Source organism: Nostoc sp. PCC 9305 (assembly GCF_963920915.1).
Classification (GTDB): domain Bacteria; phylum Cyanobacteriota; class Cyanobacteriia; order Cyanobacteriales; family Nostocaceae; genus Nostoc.
In genome coordinates this window covers 1-21,129 of the sequence record NZ_CAWUDN010000125.1, presented here as the reverse complement: position 1 = coordinate 21,129, position 21,129 = coordinate 1, and the positions used below count along the sequence as shown (strand labels likewise).

The window sequence follows — 21,129 nt, the reverse complement described above, 5'->3', positions numbered from 1 at the left end:
AGGGGGATCTACGACGATTTTGGTTTTCTAGAAAGATGTGTGTACACCGTAGCCCTTGCAGGGAAGGGGCTGGGGGTTAGGTCTGTAACTCAACTGCAAACCGCGTAGGCGTAGCCCGCACTTCTCTACGTTCGCGCAGCGTGTCGCAGACAGACGCTCCGCGTAGCCTGCTTCCCCGGAGGGGTACGGCAAGCTCAGTGACCACCGCAGGCATCGCACAAGTTAAATGTACATGGGCTGATCATTTTAGCAAATCTAGTGGCTCACAAAAATTGTTTACGCCTTGCTTGAGGACATATAGCAAAACTGGCGTTGCCAAAATCTTAGGAAATGTTGGCGTTGTTTTTAGATGTTCCATCATCTTCACAAGAGAAGTATTAAGCAAATCTTCTCGATATTCTTGTTCGCAAATGACCACACGCCATTTTCTAGCCAAGGCATCTAACCACTCAGAATTTGCTCTTTCTGGTTGTTGTCCTGCTCGGATAGCTAGCGTCATCGCTGCATCTTCCAAATCTCCATCACAGTCTTCAATTAAATCCAGCGCTTCCATATCGCTAGGATCGTCTGCCAATTGAGAGCGAAACTGTGCAATTTCTTGAGATGTTACTTTAGTCATGAGTCTTTGACAAGGCAAGCGATACCTAGGGTGGTAAACTACGAACACTCAGTTATGTTAGTCCAAATTTGACTATAACGCTTCTCTGCTAAGTCCAATACAGACTTTACAAAAATAACTCCTTCCCTACTACCTCTCTCCAACCCTCTTTTCAGAGGAACCGAAAAACTTTTGTTACTGGAAGAAGGGGAGTAAAATTCTCGGACTAGGTATAGTAGACCCTCAATACGGTTTGGTTAAGGTTTTTTGATGAAAATTTTAGATCGCAAAGATTCGATAAATCGCTGTCAAGGCAAAAGACCGATTATTGTAGAGACGGCGATTCATCGCGTCTCTTGCCTTAACCGAACAGTATTGAGTAGACCCTTATCCTTTAGCGATCGCTAAAGAATTTCTCAAAAAACACACCAATTCAACTAATAATTGCAACACATCCTTGGATAAAGACGCGATTCATCGCGTCTCTACAAATGATCTATTTGTCTTTTTTCAAATTGGTATCACAATTTACAATACTAACTTTTGGACTAAAAAGCCTCATCTTTGCAGTAAATACACTGAATAAATGAGGCTTTTAGCTAGCTTTTATCAGAAACGCTACTGGATTGTGTAATGCTCCGATAAACACAGCAGCAGTCAAAAGTAGTGATTCAGTTGAGTTTCAGCTAATTAGCGGAATGCTCTGAGAGTAACAGACCGTTGTAACTGAGCTAAAGCGCGGTTGTAATCCAAAATTGCTGTGACTCGATTACCTTCAGCTTGGGTGAGGTCATTTTCAGAGTTAATCACATCAGTTTGAGTACCTACACCAGCTTGGAATCGCAAACGCGCTAAACGTAGAGCTTCCCTGGCTTGTTCTAAAGCGGTATTAGCGGTTTGAACATTCTCCAAACTAGATTGCTGGGTAGAATAGGCTTGTTCTACCTGAAAGCGAATTTGGTTGCGCTGTTCGGCAAATTGAGTTTCTGCGATCGCAATATTAGTTTTGGACTGAGCTGCTCGTGCTCTTGCGGCTCCCCCATCAAACAAATTTAGGGTTGCCCTAACTCCGAATGAATAACCATCAGTAACACTGACATTATCATCGAACTGATCGAGCAGGTCATAGCTGGCGACCAAACTAACTTGAGGCCCCAGTTCCGCAAGAGCTTGCCTACGCTGTTGCTCGCTAATATTACGTTGTGCTAACTGCTGTTGCAATTCTGGACGATTTTGATAAGCCAACACAATACTTTGTTCTAGGGTTGGGTTCCAAAGACCAGCTAATTGTACAGGGTCAGCGGCACTGATATTTATGGCTTGCGGCAAACTGATCCGAGTTGCTAATTGACGACGGGAAATTGTCTGCTGGGATCTAGCATTTGTTAAATTTTGTTGGGCATTTGCTAAATTCACCTGCGATCGCAACACATCGAACCGCGTACCAACCCCAGCTCGCTCTAAAGCTTCTGCATCACGTAAACTAGCTTCCGAGTTCAACACAGCCGATTGGGCAATCCGTACTTGTTCATCCGCTTGTTGCAAATTGTAGTAGTCTGTAGCAACATTCAAACGGATGGTCTCAGACTGAGTTTCTACAGCCAACTCGTTGAAACGTACTTGTTCTTCAGCCGCTTTGATGCTAGATTGCACTCTCCCAGAAGTGTAGATATTATACGACAGCTGTGCTTGACCAGAAAAAGATGTACTGGGTTGATCTTGGTTAGACAGTGAGCCATTTCGCCCGTTTAATTCGTCCTGAAGCTGACTGCTAGAAGATTGACTACGAGTCAGATCCGTGCTAACTCCCAGAGTGGGCAATAAAGCCGCTTGTGCCTCGCGTAGAGCCGCTTTATTGCGTTCTAGCTCCAATAAGGACACCTGTAGATCGTGATTGTTACGCCGTGCTAACTCCAGAGCCTGTGCCAAAGTAATTGGTTGATTTGCCTGAAGTCTCACTTCCTCCGCTTTAGTGGGAAATTGTAGGGGATTTGAGTTAGGAATCAGGTTCTCTGGAATTTGCACTGCCCCTGACGGTACTGGAGTTACCGTTGTTGGCACAGTGGCAGGTTGCACCGAACCCCCTGGTGCAGGAGTTACAGTTCCTGGCGGAATTAGAGTTGGCGTCGAACCCTCTGGTGTAGGAGTTACAGTTCCTGGCGCAGTGATTGGCGTCGAATCTGTCGGAATCGTGGTATTACTCTGAGCCAAGCGCCCAATAGCGTTTTGTCGTAAGCAGGTGCTTGAGGTTAGTAGCACAGCCAAGGAGTCAGTTTTACTTTTGCTCAACTCCTGTGGACACCTCTGCGCTGACAACAGTTTTGCTGCTCCGGCACCTGTGGCTGAAGTTTGTAAAAATGTTTGCAACGGAGTAACAGTATTTATCTTTTGAACCACTGGCTGCTGTGCAGAAGACAGGGACAAAATTTCTTTTTGGACAGAAAGGGGTTTTGAAGTGTAGTTGGGAACTAATATCTTCTTTAATTTCTGCCCATAAGCGCTTGAATTACTCTGTTTTTGGTTCTTTTGAGCTTGGGAAGAATTAGAGGTAGTTGTGAAACTGAAAAATCTACCTTTATCTTTCTTAAGTAGTTGTTTTATTGGCACAACAGTCTTTTCAGCCGTAAATACTGGAATACTGTTATTACTTAAAGGTTTCACACTAAGTTTAGTAAAACCCAAAGCAGGTACTAGGGTTGGAACACTAACATTTGCACTGTTAGGCAGTTGCCTATTCATGGTATCCACAACCAAGCCTTGACCATAAGTAGAAGTCAAAACACTAGGAGAAGACGCCAGTTGTATCCCAGTTAGTTTCGCAGTACCAGCCCAAGCAGGCCCAGTTGTTAAGACCGCTGCCGTTACACCAGGTAAGAAGCTATAAAATAATTGCTGTCCTTTCACCGCATCCCTCACACGAAAATCAATCTAGCGGCAGAAAACCTTTCTTCACCACAGAATATAGCACGATACTAAACTTAGGAAAGAATATACTACGATACTAAATTTAGGGTTCGGAACTCTGTTTGTCTTCAAAACGTCTAACAATGCGAGAAAGTTCCGCCTTTTCATCGATACTAACGCGAGTAGGAGCACCGCTGATAATCCGTTCGTAGTTTCGGAAAGAATCTTTAATTTCGGGCCCGTCAGCAGTAATATTATACTCACGAATTCCTTTATCATGCCAAGACCCGCGCATTTTGAATACGTTAATTGCCCGCGACATTTCTCCGCGAATTTCTACGTATTGTAACATCAGAATTGTATCGGTAATCGTGGAAATATGAGAGTCAGTAATCGAATGCGCTCCTAAAAATTGGTCGGTTGTGTTAGTAAAGAAACCAGTAATTTCTTCTTGTTTAGCATAACCTGTCACACCAATTACAAACTGCCGAAATGCATTATTCGTAACTCCTCTAGCTAGTGCTGATAGAGAATCAATAGCAATCCGAGCGGGTTTGAAAATAGCAATTTCTGATTTAATAATTTGTAAGTGGTCTTCTAAACCAGTTGATTCAGGATAGGTACAGATGATTTTGAGTAAACCTTGATCTTCTAATTCTTCAAAATCAATTCCCCAAGAGGAAGCATTACGAGATAATTGGGCGCGTGATTCTTCATAAGCAAATAATATTGCTTGTTCTCCATTCAGGCAGCCATCTTGAATAAATTTGCTTACTAACAGGGTTTTACCAGTACCCGTGGCTCCTGTTGCTAAAATAATTGAATCTTTAAAGAAACCCCCACCGCACATTTCATCTAAAGTTTTGACACCAGAAGATACCCTGACATTAGAAGAACGTTGAGTCAAGCGCATTGCTCCGAGTGGGAAGATGTTAACTCCTTCATTAGTAATCGTGAAGGGATACTCGCCTTTCATGTGAGTTGTACCGCGCAATTTGAGAATTTCAATTGTGCGGCGGCGGCGTTCTCCTTCTAAAACGTTGCGAACAATTACTACATTATCGGAAACAAATTCTTCCACTCCGAAAGAGGCAACAGGCCCATATTCTTCACTACGTTCAGTGGTAATTACTGTGGTGACACTCAGTAGTTTGAGACGTGCTACCAGCCGAAAAATTTCGCGTCGCACTACTCCCATCGCTTCATACTGCTGAAATACTGCTGTTATTGAGTCGATAGAAACTCGTTTAGCTTTGTATTTGCGGATGGCATATTGCAAGCGCTCAATGAGTGCAGAAAGGTCAAAATTTCCCACAATATCTTGACCTTCTGGATCGGGAGATGCATCAAGAATAAACAACTTGCCTTCTTCGATTAAGCGGGGCAAGTTCCAACCAAAAATATTGGCATTTTTAATAATATCACTCGGTGATTCCTCAAAGGTTACAAATACTCCTGGTTCATCAAAGTAGGTGATACCGTTATAGAGAAATTGAAGAGAAAATAAGGTTTTACCTGTGCCGGATGTACCACTAATCAAGGTGGTTCTACCAATTGGTAAACCACCATGACTAATATCGTCAAACCCTTCGATCATCGTCCGAATTTTTTCTACACCCCTAATTATTGGTGGTTGTTTTGGTTCTACTTGCTCGTTTTCGCTCATTGCTTGATAACAAAAGGATATTAAAACCTGATTTTTTATGACTAAAGTTTGGACTCAATTTTCTATGATGAAAAATTTACTCTTCAAAGTCTTCTTCACTCAGTTCTTCATAGAGCAAATCCAATCCAATCAACACTCTTTCTCTATCTGAAAGATCCCCAATAATTTTGCGAACGGGTGGAGGCAAAATTTTAGATAATGTTGGTGTTGCCAATATTTTATCTTCTTCCGCCAGTTGCGGGCTTTTCAGTACATCGATCACTTTTAAAGCATAGACACCTTCAAACTCCTGTTCTAAAATCTCTTTAAGTGTTTTTAATGCCCGGACTGAATTCGGGGTGTTGCCGGCGACGTAAAGCTTGAGAACGTAGGTTTTTCTGGCTTTAATCATATAGTTAATAACTAGTTATGAGCATAAGAATAATAAGAGGCGTTCGCCCTTGGCGTTGGCGCAGCTATCGCGCATTGGGAGTAACTAACAGCAGTAGCTTGTTCTAATTTGAATATACAGCGATAAACTTAATTTATTTAGAAATCGAACTCCTATAGACTTCGCACAGGTGAGCCAAGATATCGATCAACGTTAGGCGGTAATCAAGTAACGTTTCATTGCTCCTACCTTCTAATTTTAGCTGGTTAGAAAATTCTTCAATTATCTCCATGTGAATTTCAATTATTTGGGGCACAGGAATATTAGCATAAAATATAGTATTGATAAATTTATCAATTTTATCTTTGAGTGTTTTGTCTGTAGTAAAATAATCTATAAGAATCAGGCTATAATCTATTTTAAGCTGTCTTAATAATCCTTCTCTTTCAGCCGGAGTCATCTCCTGAAAATGCTGCTGGCTTTTTTGCATCTGACTGGCAAATACATAAACGTACTTGCTAGTGTATGCCTTACTTGGATTTAGTGGCGGCCGATTTGGTAAATAGTTAATTTTTCCAGAGGTTGTTGCAGCAACAGGTAAGTAGTAAAATTGGGCAATAATTGCGTCCATCAATTGCCCCACCCACGTACTCAAACCTTTTAGGTTGGCTAAGTCAACTGGATTATTTAAGCATTTGTTAACATGAGATTGCAGAATTAATATCGGTAATAACATCTATTCTTGAATATATCTCCTCGATCGCCCTGACCAATAAACGCGGGCTGATAAGTTTGGCTAACGCTTGTAGGGAATACTGGGTGTGCAGTCAACTGGTGATTTAACCCCAAAATAACGCTCTATGCGAGCAGATAGTGCTACGCACTGAACAATCTAGTGCAGCAACTAACTGGTAGAACTTAGTAGGTCTTTGATGATGAGGTATCCGTCGGCATAGCAAGACACAGTAGTTAACTCATGATTTACATATCTATGTATATAAATAGATAGATTTTTTTATTTTGCTCCTTGATAAGATACTTAAACGAACTTAAAGGATTGTCGCATTCCAAATCATTATAATTCCTCAAGGTTCTAAAGCGAATCTTTGGGGCCATAATTGTTTTAGCCGTCGCTATCGATGAGGAGTTTAAATACCAGTAAGACACTGGAGAGGCTAGTTGCTAGAAATCAGAAACGTCGCCTCTTGGAAAAATGCACTCGTTTGCTATTCCCGTGTCCGTTAGGGAAAATCCCGTTGTTTTAATGGCGTTGAAATAACCAGAGTTGCTTATATGAGTCTTCTTAAAGGATATGACTTCAGGCGAAAAGACCATCAACTGGCAGATGGAAATGCCGGAGGGTTCCACAGGAAGAATGACCCCCAAATCCCTATGTTAATGCTAGATTACCCGCTTTATGACTTTCAGGCAACCGTACCTAGCTGCCTCCAAACAAGTTCTCTGGCAGTGGTGTTGGAGATTTTTGAGCAAGAGCAGTGCGATCGCCTGGTAGTAGTAAATCAACAGCAATGTCCCATTGGATTGCTGTATTCTGCCCGTTTAATCCCAAAATTATTAGCACAAAGTGACGATAAAAATCTAAATTTACAACAATCGCTCTCTACCTGGGGTCAAGGTCTAATTGAGCCAATACAGACAATATCAGCTTCTGAGCGTGTAGAGCGATTAAGCTTGCGCTGGTGCGATTCACAAGTCGAAAAACCCCAAAACTTAGATTGGGCGCTGATTGACTCTGAGGGTCGATATTTGGGGCTGCTGGATAGTTCGCGCCTGTTGCGATCGCTAGCTCAAGAACGTATGGCTGGCTTACAAAGGTCTAACGAGCATCGTCATGAGTATGATGGTAGGCCAAATGAACCCAAGTCGTTAGGACATCAGCCATTAGTACACTTGCTAGAAAGACTGCCTTGGCCTTTAATGTTGCAAACGGGTACTGGCGAGGTGGTAGCGCGAAATCCCGCTTGGTGGCAGCAACTAGGAACCTTAAAAGATCCAGAAGGAGTTAGGCAACAGGTGGAGGCAATACTTGTCCCGAACCGCTCCGAAATAGCAGAATATCTCACTCAACCAGCAATCAAGGTTCATCCCAATGGTAGGGAGAATGAGCATAGTAGTGAAGAAGAATTGATTCAGCAAGAAGCATCAGGTGATGCTGCATACAGCCGATGCTATTTAGATAGTCAAGTGGGTACTTGTACCTGCGTTGTCGAAGTGCAAAATGGTCAAGAGCGAATCTGGCAGTTTGCCAAAATTCCCTTAGATAGTCCTGAATTTAAAGTGATGAGTGCCCAAGAGGAAATTGCACTCAGCACTGATTTGTGGTTGGTTTTAGCTACTGATGTCACAGAACAGCAGCAGCTTTGTAAAGAACTAGCAGCGAAGAATGCCGATTTAATTCAACTAAATCGGTTAAAAGACGAGTTTTTAGCCTGTATTAGTCATGAACTCAAAACTCCCCTAACTGCCGTTTTGGGATTATCGCGCTTGCTCGTGGATCAGCAGTTGGGAGAACTTAACGAGCGTCAAGCCCGTTATGCGGGACTGATTCATCAAAGCGGACGCCACCTAATGAGTGTTGTCAATGACATTTTAGATTTGACCCGGATGGAGACGGGACAAATGGATTTGACCCTGACTCCGGTGAAAATTCAGGCTGTGTGCGATCGCGCCCTCTCGGAAGCCAAAGCTATCCACACTCAAACCACCAAAACGACATCTGCCCCACCACCTGCAAATGCACGTTCATCTGCTCCCCAATTCTGTCTTTCCATTGAACTAGGTTTAGATCAGATGGTGGCAGACGAATTGCGCTTACGCCAGATGTTAGTACACCTACTTTCCAACGCCTTTAAATTCACCGAAATATCTGGCGAAATTGGGCTGCGGGTAAGTCGTTGGGAAGGATGGATTGCCTTTACAGTTTGGGATACAGGCATTGGCATTCCCGAACACCAGCAACACTTAATCTTTCAAAAATTCCAACAACTAGAAAATCCCCTCACCCGCCAATTTGAAGGCACTGGTTTGGGGCTAGTATTAACTCGCGCCTTGGCCCGCCTCCACGGAGGAGATGTCAGCTTCTTATCGCGTGAAGGTAAAGGTAGCCAGTTTACCCTACTTCTGCCGCCCAGTCCCCCGAAAACAGGCTTTTCGGAACCAGATATGGGAATCAGAGAAGACGAGGAGACACGATATCAACCGACACGGGAAAACCTTACCGCTACTCGTCAGCAAGTTAGTACGCCCACACAGCATCATCTTGCGAGTTCGCAAAGGTTGGTCTTGGTAGTCGAGGCAGTAGCTCGATATATTGAAGACTTGACCGAACAACTCAAAGGTTTAGGATATCGGGTAGTGATTGCGCGATCGGGCACAGAAGCAGTCGAAAAAGCGCGGCGCTTGCAACCAATAGCGATATTTTTAAATCCTTTGCTACCCCTGCTATCAGGTTGGGATGTACTGACTTTACTAAAATCTGACACCGCAACCCGTCATATATCTGTAATTGTCACCGCGACGGGAGCCGAAAAGGAGCAAGCATTTGCTAACCGAGCCGATGGTTTCTTAAGTTTGCCAGTAGAGCATCAGGTCTTAGCACCGGTTCTCGAAAAATTATGTACTGCACAAGTAATACCGCAGATAGGGTTAAATAATAGTGCAATTATCCCAACTAAAACCCCACTGCGAATTCTCAGGTTAGTGAATCCCCAGTTAGAATCGGTCAATCCCCACCCCTCACTTCGAGAACATCGAGTCATTGAAGTAGATGACCTAGATCAGGCAGAACTTTTGGCGCGGGTATGGCAGTTTGATGTGATTTTGTTAGATGTCGAAAGTACCACCGCCCAAATTTATTTGCAACAACTAATTGGACATCCACGTTTAGCAGCTATACCACTGGTTACTTGCGATGTTGCAACTACTTTAATCGCTTCTAAAATACCAGGGCTATCTGTATTTCCTTACTTAACACCATTTGCGAAAGATAACAGCAGTCGCACCGAGAAAACAGATGCTTTATTATCAGTACTAGAAATTGCTTCTGGCATTTGCTGCCCTCCCAACATCTTGGTAGTTGATTTAACAATGCTGCGGGATTTCCCCCAGGTAAGACGTAAGCCAGCTAAGGGTTATCGGACAGAAAAAAATTGCTCAATTAGTAGTGAAACTGCTGAACGCGGATCTGAATGGTTCCAAGCTTTAATTCAATACCTGCAAACAGCAGGATTCAAAGCGGCGATGAGTCCTTGTTGGGCAGAAGTGTTGCAACAGATTCGCCACGAAAGCGTTGACTTATTGCTAATTTGCTTAGGAGAAACCTCTATCCACAAAGATGTACTCAAAGCACTGAAAACGTTAGGAGATTCGCCTTTAAAGTTGCCACCAATTTTGGTACTAAATCAGCGATTAAATAGCTCACAAACCAGTTTCCAGGATGGGGTAGCTTATAAGCAAATTGACAAGCAGAAGAAGAATGGTGTGGAATCAATAGAAACTGTTGTTGGTGCGATCGCTACCCAAATCTTACCGCGATCGATATCAATGGAAGACCTATTAAGCCAGATCAATCAAGCTTTAGCTGTCAATGGTTACAATAGCAAATGTTAATGGGGTCATTAGTCATTGGTCATTAGTTATTCTCAAAGGACTAATGACTAATGACAAATCATGATATGTCGATTTTTTGATTTTTCATTTTCTTAAAAGGAACTCGAACCAAGTTATAAGCACCCTTGGTTGATAAATTCTTGTAATCATCTGGCTGTAAGTCCATTTGTAAAAACTTTTTCTGTTCGGCCAACAGCAGCACTGAGGAAGGTTTTAGTCCTTTAGCAGCCTGGTTTTTAATATGCTCTACAGCCTCTTTAGGAAATTTTAAATAATTTACGTGGATGTGGCTGTAGAATACCACACTAGGCTTTTTGAAGCCAAGCATGATCAATTCTTCGTTTGGTTGTTTTGCTTCTAAAATGACCGCAGACAATTCCCTTAAGGGTAATTGACGTTCTCGATCGATAAAGAACGAAGCAGGCGTTAAGACAAAAATTACAAACGCCACAAACCCGATTAAATTAATACTGATAATGTAGTTCCAGCGGCGACTCAATAATAAACCCGCAACCAAAACAGCAGAAACTAGCCAAATTATACCTGCGATTACTGGTAAACCAGATTGTTCAATTAGTTCGTGGAAGTTACTGATCGCTGGATCGGTACCTAATATGTGGGTGATGTTGAGCAGTGCTGTTGCCAGAACTGATAAAAATACTACATTCACCCAACCACTTATTCGCAGCAAAGAGGCGGAGATGGATTGAGTGGGAGAGGGGGAAACAGGAAGTGTTGGCCGTGTCTTTGTATCTGAAAAAACGTCGCTCCACAACAAGGCTACCAGGATTGCTGCTGCTGGCATTAAAGGTAATACGTAGCTAGGGAGTTTAGTAACGGCAATGCTAAAAAAGGCAAAGATGCTAGCAAACCAGAACCAGGCAAATAAACCAAATTGCTGAAAACGTTCAAGCGATCGCCAATGCGATCGCTGCCAAAATTTTAGTCTGATTATAGAAGCTGGTAAATACACTGAGTATGGTGCAAAACCCAACAGCACGACTAAAAAGTAAAAATACCAAGGTGCTGAGTGACCATTAACTACTTCTGTAAAGCGTTCCAGGTTGTGATAACCAAAAAAGGAGTTAATGTAATTCCAGCCATTGCGCCAAATTACTAAAGCATACCAGGGCACTGACAAAGCGACAATTATCAATATACCTACGAGAAGGTGCATTTCCCGCAACACCTCTCGCACTTTACCCACGTAAAGCAAAAAGGCGGTAACAATTAGCCCCGGCAAAACAATTCCCACTGGCCCTTTTGTCAAAATTGCGCCAGCAATCAGCACATAAAAAGCTAAGTACCACTTATTAGGGAATAGGGCATGGGGCATCCCTTCTCTGCGAGACGCTACGCGAACGGCTTCTCCTAACGGAGACGCTGCGCGAACGCTCAGGGCAAGTGGAGATTGGGCAGAAGAGTGCAGAGGAGAAGAATTTTCCCCCTCCTTCCCTGCATACCCTAGAAAGAAACATAACAAAGCCGATGCCATACATCCGGTGAGCAGCATATCAGAGACACCCGTTCTCGCCCAAATAATAGTTTCGGGATTGAGTGCCATGAGCGCGGCTGCGATAAAAGATGTTAAGTAGCGACGATTAGGACGTGAAACTTGCTCTAATTCGTCTTGTTTAGCCAAATACCACTGGATGGTGTAAAAACCTAAACAAACTAAGCCGAATGCTGCGATCGCAGAAGGAAGGCGTACTGCCCATTCATTCACGCCAATCAGATGATATGCGATCGCCTGACACCAGTAAATTAAAGCAGGTTTATCGAAACGAGTGTCACCATTGAAAAATGGGGTAATCCAATCACCTGTAACGAACATCTGGCGGGAAGCTTCGGCAAAGAGCGGCTCTGTCTCATCAATTAAGCCAATGTTGCCCAAATTCCACCCAAAAGCCACCCAGCCAACCACCATCAACCACAAAATCGACACAGTTAGACTCAGGGCTGGATTTTTTGCTATTTTGTTGAACCACCGATCAACAGTGTGCTTAACACTCAATTTCATGCTCATTTAGTCAATAGTCAACAATCACTAATCAATAGTCGTTGGTTATCTATCTTTTGTTCTTCGGGATTTTTAATTCAACAATTTTCCTCTATCCATTACTTAACACTTTACCAACTGTAGGGTAAGGATGTAAAAATAAAGGCTTGAGCATATTTATTAGACATCTTGTAAAAGTTACTTTTGCAGGAGGTTGGGCTGCATGTTAAAGGGTAAGAGAAAATTCCATATTTTTACCCTTTCCCCCGCCCCTTTTTCCCACAATGCCAAGAAATCTATTGACTCAGCACAAGTTGCCATTCTCTGTTTTGGGAATTCCACTTCGGTAATTGAGTTTCGCCAATAATATAAGGGCCCCAGTAACGACGGGAACCATCTTGTGCAAAAGCAACTAAAACATCTCCCTTCTCCAGCTTTAAATTATTCTGAGGTAGAGATAAAACCAGTCCCTTCTCACTACCTTCTTCGGGAGCAAAATCCCAATGTGCCGGTACATCGTAGTGAGTTTGTTTTTTACTAGCTCCTTTTGCTACTGACTGTCGTGCCAGTAGAACCAGCCGCACAGGCTGATTTGTTTGATTGCTCATTCGCAAAGTACCTCCATCTTTGGCAATGCTTGTTGATTTATCACGCTCTGCCAAGACAGGATAAGTATTCTGTTTAGTGCTATGTTCTACTTGATTGGTTGGGGTAGGTGCTGGAGTAGATAGACTAGCGGAAATACCTTTTTCAGGTACAACCGAAGTTGTATGCCACTCTTGAGTTTCTGTTGGCAGTTGTGAAGATGTATCTGGGTTTGTATCTGGGTTAGCGGACTCAAAGGACACGCTCAGTCCAAAGCATCCCACCAGAGCAACAAGCAGTCCCAAGCACAAAGCTGTAATACCGACGTTACGATACACTGAAGATTTCATATTGATAGTTATTAGAAATAAATATTTTGTCTAGGCTTGACCAAATAGTAGCCTATTATCCCAAAAGGCAATCACACAAAATAGCCGAATATAGACTTTCCTAAAATTAGAAATACGAATGTATGATAAATATCATTTTGATTAGAAAACATTTGAAGGATATAATCTCTTTGATGTTTGAAAAACAAGAGGTACAGACATCCATTACTTTGGTTTTTGACCGTAAGTATGGATAAAAACAAGATAATTTGATACCTATTCAGCCAATTCATTTGTATAAAAAAATAAAAGTTTCCTGAAACCGTTAGCAGCCTCAACAAGGCGTCCTTTGCTAAACGTCAGATAAATCTAAGTGGTGTATTTTATCTTCTGCTATTAAAAGCACCTTAAGAGCATATTTGGAAAGTACCTGGCGATCTAGCCAGTGCTTAGAGATCCTCCTTCCTAAATCTACACAAGTCCCTTCTCTTGTTGGGAGACGCTACGAGTAGCTTGCTTCCATACATGAATACAAGTCAGCAAAGCCGCTTAACGAACTAGCTTCCTTAAAAAAGGAGAATTTTGAATCATTTTCCCATTTTTTAAGGTTTGAATGTGGGGATCAAACTAAATATTTATTGTTTCCAAACATCCTCTAAGAAACTGTAGTTCTCTGAAGATGATAGAATGGTCAAATTTGAATAAACACTGCAATTCCAGTAGATATCTACAATAGTAACAAACAAGCTGATGCTAAAACCAATATCCTTCTTACATTAATATAGATATATTTCAAGATATCTTGACTTTTCCCAGAAGTCCCTTTGATGCAAAACACTCGTCTCAATAACTTGTTCGATGCCATTGCTACACGCTTTGGGCAATGGTTTTTAAATCCTTGGCGACGGCTATCGTTGCTGATAATTAGTTTTTTGTTCGGTTTTTTTCTGGGAAACGCAGTTTCCACTACAGCTGGACAACGGGCAGAGTTAGACATTGTAGCAGCTGGTTTTTTAGTACTGTTAACAGAAATTACCAGCCGGATATTTTATAGTCGCAGCTTTTTGGAAAGGCGATCGCTCTTGGTAGACTCACTAAATCTCCTCAAAGTTGGTTTCATCTACAGCCTGTTTCTCGAAGCTTTTAAGCTGGGATCGTAGTCAGATGGAGAATTTATGAATTTGTGGCTGAGTGTTTTAGCAAGCAATGGGGTGGGGGAAACTTGGAAGCAGGAAGCAAGAGAAGCAGCGCTGGCAGATCGGTTAAAGGCAAAAGCTTTTGGCATCGTACCGGAAAATGTTGATGAAATGATCGAAAGGCGATCGCATTTACTAAAATCTGTCTTTCCAGCTTTTAGCGAATTCTGCCAAGCGACTCTCCAAGTACAACCCCAGGAAATGTTACAGGTATTGTGGGACTTGTGGCTGCCTTTGGGGATCAAACTAGCATCCCAGCGCCAACAGTTGGGACGCCCCCTGATTCAAGGAATATTGGGAGGACAAGGCACTGGTAAAACCACAATGTCCAAAATTCTCATTTTGATTCTCGATCATTTGGGATACAGGACTGTGAGTTTATCTTTGGATGACTTATATAAAACTTACAGCGATCGCTTGCTTTTGACACAGCAAGATCCCCGCTTAATTTGGCGCGGCCCACCAGGAACTCACGATGTAAACTTAGGCTTAAATGTACTAGATCAAATCCGTGAGTTGCAAAGCCCGGTGATGCTTCCCCGCTTTGATAAATCTGCTTATGGAGGTGCTGGCGATCGCACTAATCCAGAAATGGTGACGGATGTAGATATTGTACTATTTGAAGGTTGGTTTGTGGGTGTGCGACCAATCGATCCTGATTTATTTGATACTGCACCGCCGCCAATTGTCACAGACGAAGATAGAGCATTTGCTCGTGAGATGAATCTTCGCCTCCACGATTATTTACCACTGTGGGAGCGATTAGACAGTTTAATTGTGCTGTATCCCACCGATTACCGCTGTTCTTTGGAGTGGCGCAAACAGGCAGAACAGCAGATGATTGCTGCGGGGAAATCGGGAATGAGTGATGCAGAGATAGAGCAATTTGTCAATTATTTTTGGCGATCGCTTCACCCGGAATTATTTATCACGCCGTTGGTAAGAGATGCGACAGCGGTTGACATGGTGATTGAGATTCATCCCGATCGTAGCTTTGGTCAAGTGTATTGCGATGCCTACGGCGGTAAACTACGCACTTAGGGCGTTAGTTCTCAAGCAAATCAGCTAAAAACACTATAATTTACTTAAAGCATGATTTATCCCTTGCTTCCCATTCATCCCAAGCTAGTCTCATACTAATTCGTAATTCGTAATTAGATAGCACCATTATGTAATTCGTATCTCCCGCCTTCGGGCCGCCAAGCTGCAAAATCTTCAAAGCTTACTAGTTTGGGTATGGCTTGAGTCATAAATTTTTACCTTGGCTTGTATGTTGCCTTAATCATCAATACTTTTAAAGCTGACAAATTGCTTTTAAAACTTGTAGCAACTGACTTGAACGCTCTCTTTCCATTAAATTTAATTCTGGCAACAGATAATAAATAGGGGGATTTCCTTGTTGAATGTAGACAAACTGATAACTTCTACCGTTAGTCGCTAATCCCCAAACTGATTTTTGATTATCTAAATTTTTATAAGCATAAGTAAGTAGCTGAGACAAACCTGTTGATATATCAACTTGACAGTTTTTAGATTCAATTAACAGTACCCAAAAATATGTTTGAGGTTTTGTATGTTTAGCTTTACTAATAGCTAAAATATCAAATCTGCCTTTAATTTTGATATCCTCATCTTCAACTTCAATATCAGCAATATTTTCCTCCAAAACAATCTCGATCGGATAGCGATAAAAACCAGCTAATCTTAGTAAAGGCGCAACTGCAAGAAACTTTACTTGGCCTTCAGAAACTTTGCCTGCTGTCAGGTAGCGTCGAAAGTCATTTCTAATTTGCAGAAGTTCCTGCTGTTCTGCTTCGATGAGAGGTTCTAAAGATAAGTAGTTAGAAAATGAGTCACTGTACTGTTCTTGAAAGCCAAACAGACGTTGAATTTCTTCTAAGGATAAATTACGAGCGTTGAGAATTGTCATATTTTTTTGGTTGATTCGGCCACAACTCAATCCAAATTCCCTATATAAAACCTATCTTAACCCCTGGCTGATTACATAAAATACGAATCGGTAGCACAGTTGTGCTACCCTACCGTGAGAAAAAATCTAGCTTCAGTGTTACAGAGTAAATGGGTTGCGATTACGATCTATTAGACGATCCCATTGCATAGTTAAGGTGCTACCCATTTGTTGCTGTTGTTTTGCCCACACCGACAGTAAGTCTAGGCAAGAGTGATCTATATAAGCCAAGTCTTGCATATAAACATGCAATTCACTTCCTGGAGGCACAAGTTCTAAAATATTCGCTAATTTTGGTAGCCTTACAAATGTTGCTGCACCTTGTAAATAAATGTCTATTCGCTGATTGTTTTCGTGCTTAATCATTTGGATATTCAGCACGGACATTTTGTGAATTAGTAAAACTCCTGTCAACAGAATACCAATTAAAACACCTGTGATGAGGTCAGTAACAACAATCCCGATTAAAGTGGCAGCAAATATCACTAGAGGAAAACGTCCATACTTCTTTAACTGGCGAATATGTTCTACTTCGATTAGTTTGTAACCAGTAACAACTAGAATTGCTGCCAGACTAGAAATAGGAATTATTTTGAGCAAGGTTGGGGCTGCAATTACTAAAATTAATAGCCATAAACCGTGAAGCATCGTTGATAATCTAGTTTTAGCACCAGCTTCGACGTTTACAGAACTGCGGGCTATCACTCCTGTCATCGGCAAAGCACCCAAGAACCCACATATAATGTTGCCAATTCCTTGCGCTGTTAATTCGCGATCGAAATCGGTTCTTGTCCCGGTATGCAGTCGATCTACTGCTACGGCTGAAAGCAAACTTTCTGTACTAGCAATAAATGCGATCGCGATCGCATCAATCAAAACTGGTGCTTGAATTAAGCGTGGTAAGCTGGCAAGTGTTGGTAATTGAATTGCTTGTGCCAGATTTCCAGGTACATCAACATACTGAATCGGTAATCGATACACTGTAGCTATGAGGGTGGCAATGACAACGCCGACAAGCGCGCCAGGTATCAACTTGAAACTATTTGGTTTAAATTTTTCCCACAGCAGAAGACTGATAATAGTTATTACACCTATGAGTGCTGCAACGTGATGAACGCTACCATCAATAGGGAACAAAGCTTTGTAAATGCTGTTGGGAATAGAAATTAAATTCTCAATGCCGTGTATACGCGGTTGATCGTCTAGCATGACATGAAATTGGGAAGCGAAGATTAATATCCCAATACCTGCAAGCATTCCATAGATGACAGCCGGTGACATAGCGCGAAACAGCTGGCCAAGTTTAAATATACCTGCGAGTAATTGGATTAAACCCGCTAGCAGCAAAATTGGCCCAACCATTTCAATGCCATATTCTTTAACTATTTCTGCAACAATCACAGCCAGCCCAGCAGCAGGGCCGCTGACTAGCATTGGTGAACCAGAAACAGCACCAACAATAATTCCGCCTACTATTCCTGTAACTAAGCCGCGAGATGGCGGAAGTCCCGAAGCGATCGCAATACCCATACAAAGAGGAAGGGCAACAAGAAACACCACAAATGATGCCGGTACTTCACTAGTCAATGAGGATTTGTCGATGATTGCTTTCAAATTTCTCATTTGCTTCTCCTCTAATGAAAAGTTTTTAATTTTTGGCTGGCAAGGTGAACTGTTACAATGCAGCCGAAACTAGACTTGCATTGAATAGTTCAAACCTATTCACTGAGTTTTAATTGCAACGTAATTTTACTGGCATACTCAGCCCTGAAATAGCAAGCACAAAATCATTAAGTTAAATTGACTTACGCTTATAGTTACTATTTACATTTCTTAATGATTACAAGCCTATGATAACAATAGTGTTATCTGATTGATGTTACATAACTTTTTTATTGGATTCGCCGCAAAATATTAATTAGAATTAAACAATAAATTATAATTGCTATAAAAAAGGTATAATCTTTTCCCTAAAATTTAATTAAATATATTTATTATCATTCTCTGGATTTTGAGAACTTATTTTTGAAAGTCTCTTAGCGCTTGATGGGATTCATCCAAGCTTCTAATCGGCTAAATGCTTGGGAAGAAAGTAGCGTCAAACACAAATAAACCACTGCTACACCTGCGTAAATCTCAAAGGCGCGATAGTTATCAGCAACAATTAACTGTCCTTTACGTAGTAATTCTTCAAACCCAATCACAGAAACTAAGCTAGTATCTTTCAACAAACTGATAAACTCATTCCCCAAAGGTGGAATCATTCGCCGGAAAGCTTGGGGAAAAATTACATAACTCATAGTTTGCACAGAACTTAAACCTAATGATTTTGCTGCTTCTGCTTGTCCTGGTTCAATCGATTGAATCCCAGCACGAACAACTTCGGCAATGTATGCAGCACTATTCAAACTCAAGGCAATTACCCCAGCACTTAGACGATCGAAAGAAAATGTCAAACCAAGTTCTTGTAAAATTGCTGGCAAACCAAAGTAAATCATAAAAATTTGCACCAGCAAAGGCGTTCCTCGAAAAAAATCTACATACGCCCTCGCCAACCAACGCACAGGTGCAATATGAGAAAGGCGAACAATACCAATTAAGGAACCGCCAATTAAACCAAACACTACAGAAAGTATCGTCAATTGCAACGTGATCAATGCACCTTGCAATAGACTTGGAAAAGCCTGCAATACCACGCTAATTGAAGTTAATATTTTAGGTGCGCCAGTGTTAATTTGATTCTCAAATGGTGATTTAGCTGGTAGTGACGGTGGTTCAACTTTAAACCATTTCTGGTAAATTTGGGTATAAGTGCCATTTTTCAGCACCCTATCCAAGCCATCATTTATCAATGTCAAATTGGGCGAGTTTTTAGCTGTAGCAATTCCATAAAACTCCTCCGTCAACAATTGCTGTACAACTTTAATTCCCTGAAGATTGCCTGTATTAATTGCATATAAAGTCACAGGTGCATCATTAATTACCGCATCTACATTACCGTTGAGCAATTCTTGCAGGGCTATGGGTGCAGAATCAAAACTGCGAATTTGCCCCCCTGGAATACTCTTAGCCTTTGCAGCCCCAGTTGTGCCAATTTGTACAGCAATTTTTTTATTTTTGAGACTGTCAAAACCAGTAATATCTTGATTGTCTGCACGAATTGCGATCGCTAACCCAGCCTTAAAATAAGGACGGGAAAAAGAAATCGTCTTCGCCCTCTCCTCAGTAATCGTAATCGAACTAATAGCCGCATCTACGGTTTTGGCTTGCAAAGCTGGGATAATGCCATCAAAAGGCAGACTTTGAAAGTCAACTTTAAAGTTAGCAGAAGAAGCAATCGCATTCATCAAATCAATGGAAAACCCCTGCAACTCGCCACCTTTTCCTTGAAACTCAAAAGGTGGAAACGCCGGTTCCGTAGCAACCCGCAAAGTTTTCCCCGCGCTAGAGTTCACAGCACAGCCAACCAGTAACAAACAGCTAAACCCTACAACCACACACCAGCGCCCAAAACCAAATTTAACCATATTATTTTCTCTCCCTCTCTGCGCTCTCTGCGCCTCTGCGGTTCGTTAAAAACCTTACAATCAACTGTAGAGCAGCTTGATACAAGTAATGAACAATACCATCCCCGCGATTATTTTTGACAATATCGAAAAAAACTTTGGTTCCCTCAAAGTCCTCAAAGGAATCACCGGCGAAATCAATCGCGGAGAAGTCGTTGCAGTTATCGGTTCCTCAGGTTGTGGTAAAAGTACCCTATTACGCTGCTTCAACCGCCTAGAAACCATTGACAAAGGGCGTTTAATCATCAACGGAATCAACTTATCTAGGCCCACTGTCAACTATAGCCAACTGCGGCAACTACGAACACAAGTAGGCATGGTTTTTCAACAGTTCAACCTGTTTCCCCATCTCAGCGTTTTAGAAAATATGACACTCGCACTGCGTAAAGTCTTAGGTAAAACACCGAAAGAAAGCGTCCAAATCGCGAGATTATATTTAGAAAAAGTTGGCTTATCTGACAAAGCCTCTGCTTATCCCGAACAACTCTCTGGCGGACAAAAGCAACGAGTAGCGATCGCTCGTAGTTTATGTATGAATCCCCAAATCATGCTATTTGACGAACCCACCAGCGCCCTAGATCCCGAACTCGTCGGTGAAGTTTTGCAAGTGATGCAGCAATTAGCCACAGAAGGGATGACAATGGTAGTTGTCACCCATGAAATGCAATTTGCCAAAGAAGTAGCCCATCAAGTGATATTTTTAGACAAAGGTATTGTGACAGAACAAGGCCCAGCCTATGAAGTGCTGACCAATCCCCAAAGCGATCGCCTACGTATTTTCCTAAGTCGCCTTCAAATAATTCGTAATTCGTAATTCGTAATTCGTAATTAAAGACTTACTTTAAACTCCTCATTCACTACTCATCACTGGCTCAACGCACCGCTACCGCTAACATCACTCACCACTACTTATAGGTACTCGCGCAAAAAATCAAAGGGATCGTCTTCCCAACAAGGTTCAGGTATTAGCCAAAATAAACTACCGCTAATGTCGGCTTCAATTTCATCACCGTCGTCTCTATCAAATAGTTCTATCAAAGCTGTCCAATCACGTTCTCTGAGAGATGTTATCGATGGGGCATATACCTGGAGATTATTTGAGTAATTCACGCGCAAAGTTGTGCTTAACAGCCGTAAAAAGTTAGTATAAAAATTTAGAAATAATCAGATTCTAGCTTTGACTACCGCAGTTAGGAACTTCCAAATAAAAAAATATTCAATTATTGATTGTGGGGTGGGCAACATGAGCACCCAGTTTATATGGCGGGCAAGATGCCCACCCCACAAGATTGGATAATTTATTTCTTGGAGTTCCCTT

General features: G+C 41.9%; 16 protein-coding genes and 1 pseudogene. 5 read left to right on the top strand and 12 right to left on the bottom strand.

Annotation, left to right across the window (positions count from 1 at the left end; translation table 11 throughout):
- Nucleotides 1-241: 241 nt before the first annotated feature.
- The gene (locus ACM0OX_RS30905; protein WP_292775463.1) at nucleotides 242-619 is read right to left on the bottom strand and encodes a hypothetical protein; all 378 of its coding nucleotides are present in this window, start codon (nucleotides 617-619) and stop codon (nucleotides 242-244) included.
- 249 nt (nucleotides 620-868) lie between these two features.
- Between ACM0OX_RS30905 and ACM0OX_RS30900 the strand changes: the two genes are divergently transcribed.
- Entirely contained in the window at nucleotides 869-1,006 is a 138-nt protein-coding gene (locus ACM0OX_RS30900) for a hypothetical protein (protein WP_414518817.1), read from the top strand.
- Nucleotides 1,007-1,288: 282 nt separating this feature from the next.
- Here the strand turns inward: ACM0OX_RS30900 and ACM0OX_RS30895 are convergent, their stop codons facing one another.
- From ACM0OX_RS30895 to ACM0OX_RS30880, 4 genes are all read right to left on the bottom strand, one after another.
- Nucleotides 1,289-3,502 carry a TolC family protein gene (locus tag ACM0OX_RS30895; RefSeq protein ID WP_414518816.1) on the bottom strand — a complete coding sequence of 738 codons (2,214 nt, stop codon included), beginning with the start codon at nucleotides 3,500-3,502 and terminating at the stop codon, nucleotides 1,289-1,291.
- 103 nt (nucleotides 3,503-3,605) lie between these two features.
- On the bottom strand, nucleotides 3,606-5,168 hold the full coding sequence (gene kaiC / locus ACM0OX_RS30890; protein WP_414518815.1) for a circadian clock protein KaiC: 1,563 nt from the start codon (nucleotides 5,166-5,168) through the stop codon (nucleotides 3,606-3,608).
- A 76-nt stretch (nucleotides 5,169-5,244) separates the two neighbouring features.
- Nucleotides 5,245-5,559 (bottom strand): circadian clock protein KaiB, encoded by a 315-nt coding sequence (gene kaiB, locus ACM0OX_RS30885; protein ID WP_289797294.1) that lies wholly within the window; start codon nucleotides 5,557-5,559, stop codon nucleotides 5,245-5,247.
- 133 nt (nucleotides 5,560-5,692) lie between these two features.
- Nucleotides 5,693-6,274, bottom strand: coding sequence for a KaiA family protein (locus ACM0OX_RS30880; protein ID WP_414518814.1), 582 nt, complete (start codon nucleotides 6,272-6,274; stop codon nucleotides 5,693-5,695).
- Nucleotides 6,275-6,930: 656 nt separating this feature from the next.
- Here ACM0OX_RS30880 and ACM0OX_RS30875 point away from each other — a divergent pair.
- Nucleotides 6,931-10,167 (top strand): ATP-binding protein, encoded by a 3,237-nt coding sequence (locus tag ACM0OX_RS30875; protein WP_414518818.1) that lies wholly within the window; start codon nucleotides 6,931-6,933, stop codon nucleotides 10,165-10,167.
- Nucleotides 10,168-10,225: 58 nt separating this feature from the next.
- On the opposite strand, the gene ACM0OX_RS30870 is transcribed toward ACM0OX_RS30875, so the two are convergent.
- Entirely contained in the window at nucleotides 10,226-12,193 is a 1,968-nt protein-coding gene (locus tag ACM0OX_RS30870; RefSeq protein WP_414518813.1) for an ArnT family glycosyltransferase, read from the bottom strand.
- A gap of 269 nt (nucleotides 12,194-12,462) precedes the next feature.
- Entirely contained in the window at nucleotides 12,463-13,101 is a 639-nt protein-coding gene (locus ACM0OX_RS30865) for a hypothetical protein (protein ID WP_414518812.1), read from the bottom strand.
- Between the two features lie 806 nt (nucleotides 13,102-13,907).
- Between ACM0OX_RS30865 and ACM0OX_RS30860 the strand changes: the two genes are divergently transcribed.
- A complete protein-coding gene (locus tag ACM0OX_RS30860; RefSeq protein ID WP_334853753.1) occupies nucleotides 13,908-14,240 on the top strand; it encodes a DUF565 domain-containing protein in 333 nt (110 codons plus the stop codon).
- Nucleotides 14,241-14,255: 15 nt separating this feature from the next.
- Nucleotides 14,256-15,317, top strand: coding sequence for a glycerate kinase (locus ACM0OX_RS30855; RefSeq protein ID WP_414518811.1), 1,062 nt, complete (start codon nucleotides 14,256-14,258; stop codon nucleotides 15,315-15,317).
- 116 nt (nucleotides 15,318-15,433) lie between these two features.
- On the opposite strand, the pseudogene ACM0OX_RS30850 reads toward ACM0OX_RS30855, so the two are convergent.
- The 4 genes and pseudogenes from ACM0OX_RS30850 to ACM0OX_RS30835 form a co-directional block, all read right to left on the bottom strand.
- Nucleotides 15,434-15,526: pseudogene (locus ACM0OX_RS30850) on the bottom strand (Uma2 family endonuclease); the annotation flags it as partial.
- A 44-nt stretch (nucleotides 15,527-15,570) separates the two neighbouring features.
- On the bottom strand, nucleotides 15,571-16,206 hold the full coding sequence (locus tag ACM0OX_RS30845) for a restriction endonuclease subunit R (RefSeq protein WP_414518810.1): 636 nt from the start codon (nucleotides 16,204-16,206) through the stop codon (nucleotides 15,571-15,573).
- Between the two features lie 138 nt (nucleotides 16,207-16,344).
- On the bottom strand, nucleotides 16,345-17,868 hold the full coding sequence (locus ACM0OX_RS30840; protein ID WP_414518809.1) for a SulP family inorganic anion transporter: 1,524 nt from the start codon (nucleotides 17,866-17,868) through the stop codon (nucleotides 16,345-16,347).
- Nucleotides 17,869-18,281: 413 nt separating this feature from the next.
- Complete coding sequence (locus ACM0OX_RS30835) at nucleotides 18,282-19,772, bottom strand: ABC transporter permease subunit (RefSeq protein ID WP_414518808.1); 1,491 nt, start codon at nucleotides 19,770-19,772, stop codon at nucleotides 18,282-18,284.
- Nucleotides 19,773-19,860: 88 nt separating this feature from the next.
- On the opposite strand from ACM0OX_RS30835, the gene ACM0OX_RS30830 reads away from it, so the two are divergent.
- Nucleotides 19,861-20,625, top strand: coding sequence for an amino acid ABC transporter ATP-binding protein (locus tag ACM0OX_RS30830; protein ID WP_414518807.1), 765 nt, complete (start codon nucleotides 19,861-19,863; stop codon nucleotides 20,623-20,625).
- Nucleotides 20,626-20,720: 95 nt separating this feature from the next.
- Here the strand turns inward: ACM0OX_RS30830 and ACM0OX_RS30825 are convergent, their stop codons facing one another.
- Nucleotides 20,721-20,921: a hypothetical protein gene (locus ACM0OX_RS30825; RefSeq protein WP_094348136.1), complete on the bottom strand. Its 201-nt coding sequence runs from the start codon at nucleotides 20,919-20,921 to the stop codon at nucleotides 20,721-20,723.
- Nucleotides 20,922-21,129: the final 208 nt, after the last annotated feature.

What these genes read in the sequence shown, in the direction of transcription:
- kaiC (WP_414518815.1), bottom strand. Translation starts at nt 5,168, where the DNA reads ATGAGCGAAAACGAGCAAGTAGAACCAAAACAACCACCAATAATTAGG.
- kaiB (WP_289797294.1), bottom strand. Translation starts at nt 5,559, where the DNA reads ATGATTAAAGCCAGAAAAACCTACGTTCTCAAGCTTTACGTCGCCGGC.
- ACM0OX_RS30875 (WP_414518818.1), top strand. Translation starts at nt 6,931, where the DNA reads ATGTTAATGCTAGATTACCCGCTTTATGACTTTCAGGCAACCGTACCT.
- ACM0OX_RS30860 (WP_334853753.1), top strand. Translation starts at nt 13,908, where the DNA reads ATGCAAAACACTCGTCTCAATAACTTGTTCGATGCCATTGCTACACGC.
- ACM0OX_RS30835 (WP_414518808.1), bottom strand. Translation starts at nt 19,772, where the DNA reads ATGGTTAAATTTGGTTTTGGGCGCTGGTGTGTGGTTGTAGGGTTTAGC.
- ACM0OX_RS30855 (WP_414518811.1), top strand. Translation starts at nt 14,256, where the DNA reads ATGAATTTGTGGCTGAGTGTTTTAGCAAGCAATGGGGTGGGGGAAACT.
- ACM0OX_RS30880 (WP_414518814.1), bottom strand. Translation starts at nt 6,274, where the DNA reads ATGTTATTACCGATATTAATTCTGCAATCTCATGTTAACAAATGCTTA.
- ACM0OX_RS30900 (WP_414518817.1), top strand. Translation starts at nt 869, where the DNA reads ATGAAAATTTTAGATCGCAAAGATTCGATAAATCGCTGTCAAGGCAAA.
- ACM0OX_RS30870 (WP_414518813.1), bottom strand. Translation starts at nt 12,193, where the DNA reads ATGAGCATGAAATTGAGTGTTAAGCACACTGTTGATCGGTGGTTCAAC.
- ACM0OX_RS30905 (WP_292775463.1), bottom strand. Translation starts at nt 619, where the DNA reads ATGACTAAAGTAACATCTCAAGAAATTGCACAGTTTCGCTCTCAATTG.
- ACM0OX_RS30840 (WP_414518809.1), bottom strand. Translation starts at nt 17,868, where the DNA reads ATGAGAAATTTGAAAGCAATCATCGACAAATCCTCATTGACTAGTGAA.
- ACM0OX_RS30865 (WP_414518812.1), bottom strand. Translation starts at nt 13,101, where the DNA reads ATGAAATCTTCAGTGTATCGTAACGTCGGTATTACAGCTTTGTGCTTG.
- ACM0OX_RS30830 (WP_414518807.1), top strand. Translation starts at nt 19,861, where the DNA reads ATGAACAATACCATCCCCGCGATTATTTTTGACAATATCGAAAAAAAC.
- ACM0OX_RS30845 (WP_414518810.1), bottom strand. Translation starts at nt 16,206, where the DNA reads ATGACAATTCTCAACGCTCGTAATTTATCCTTAGAAGAAATTCAACGT.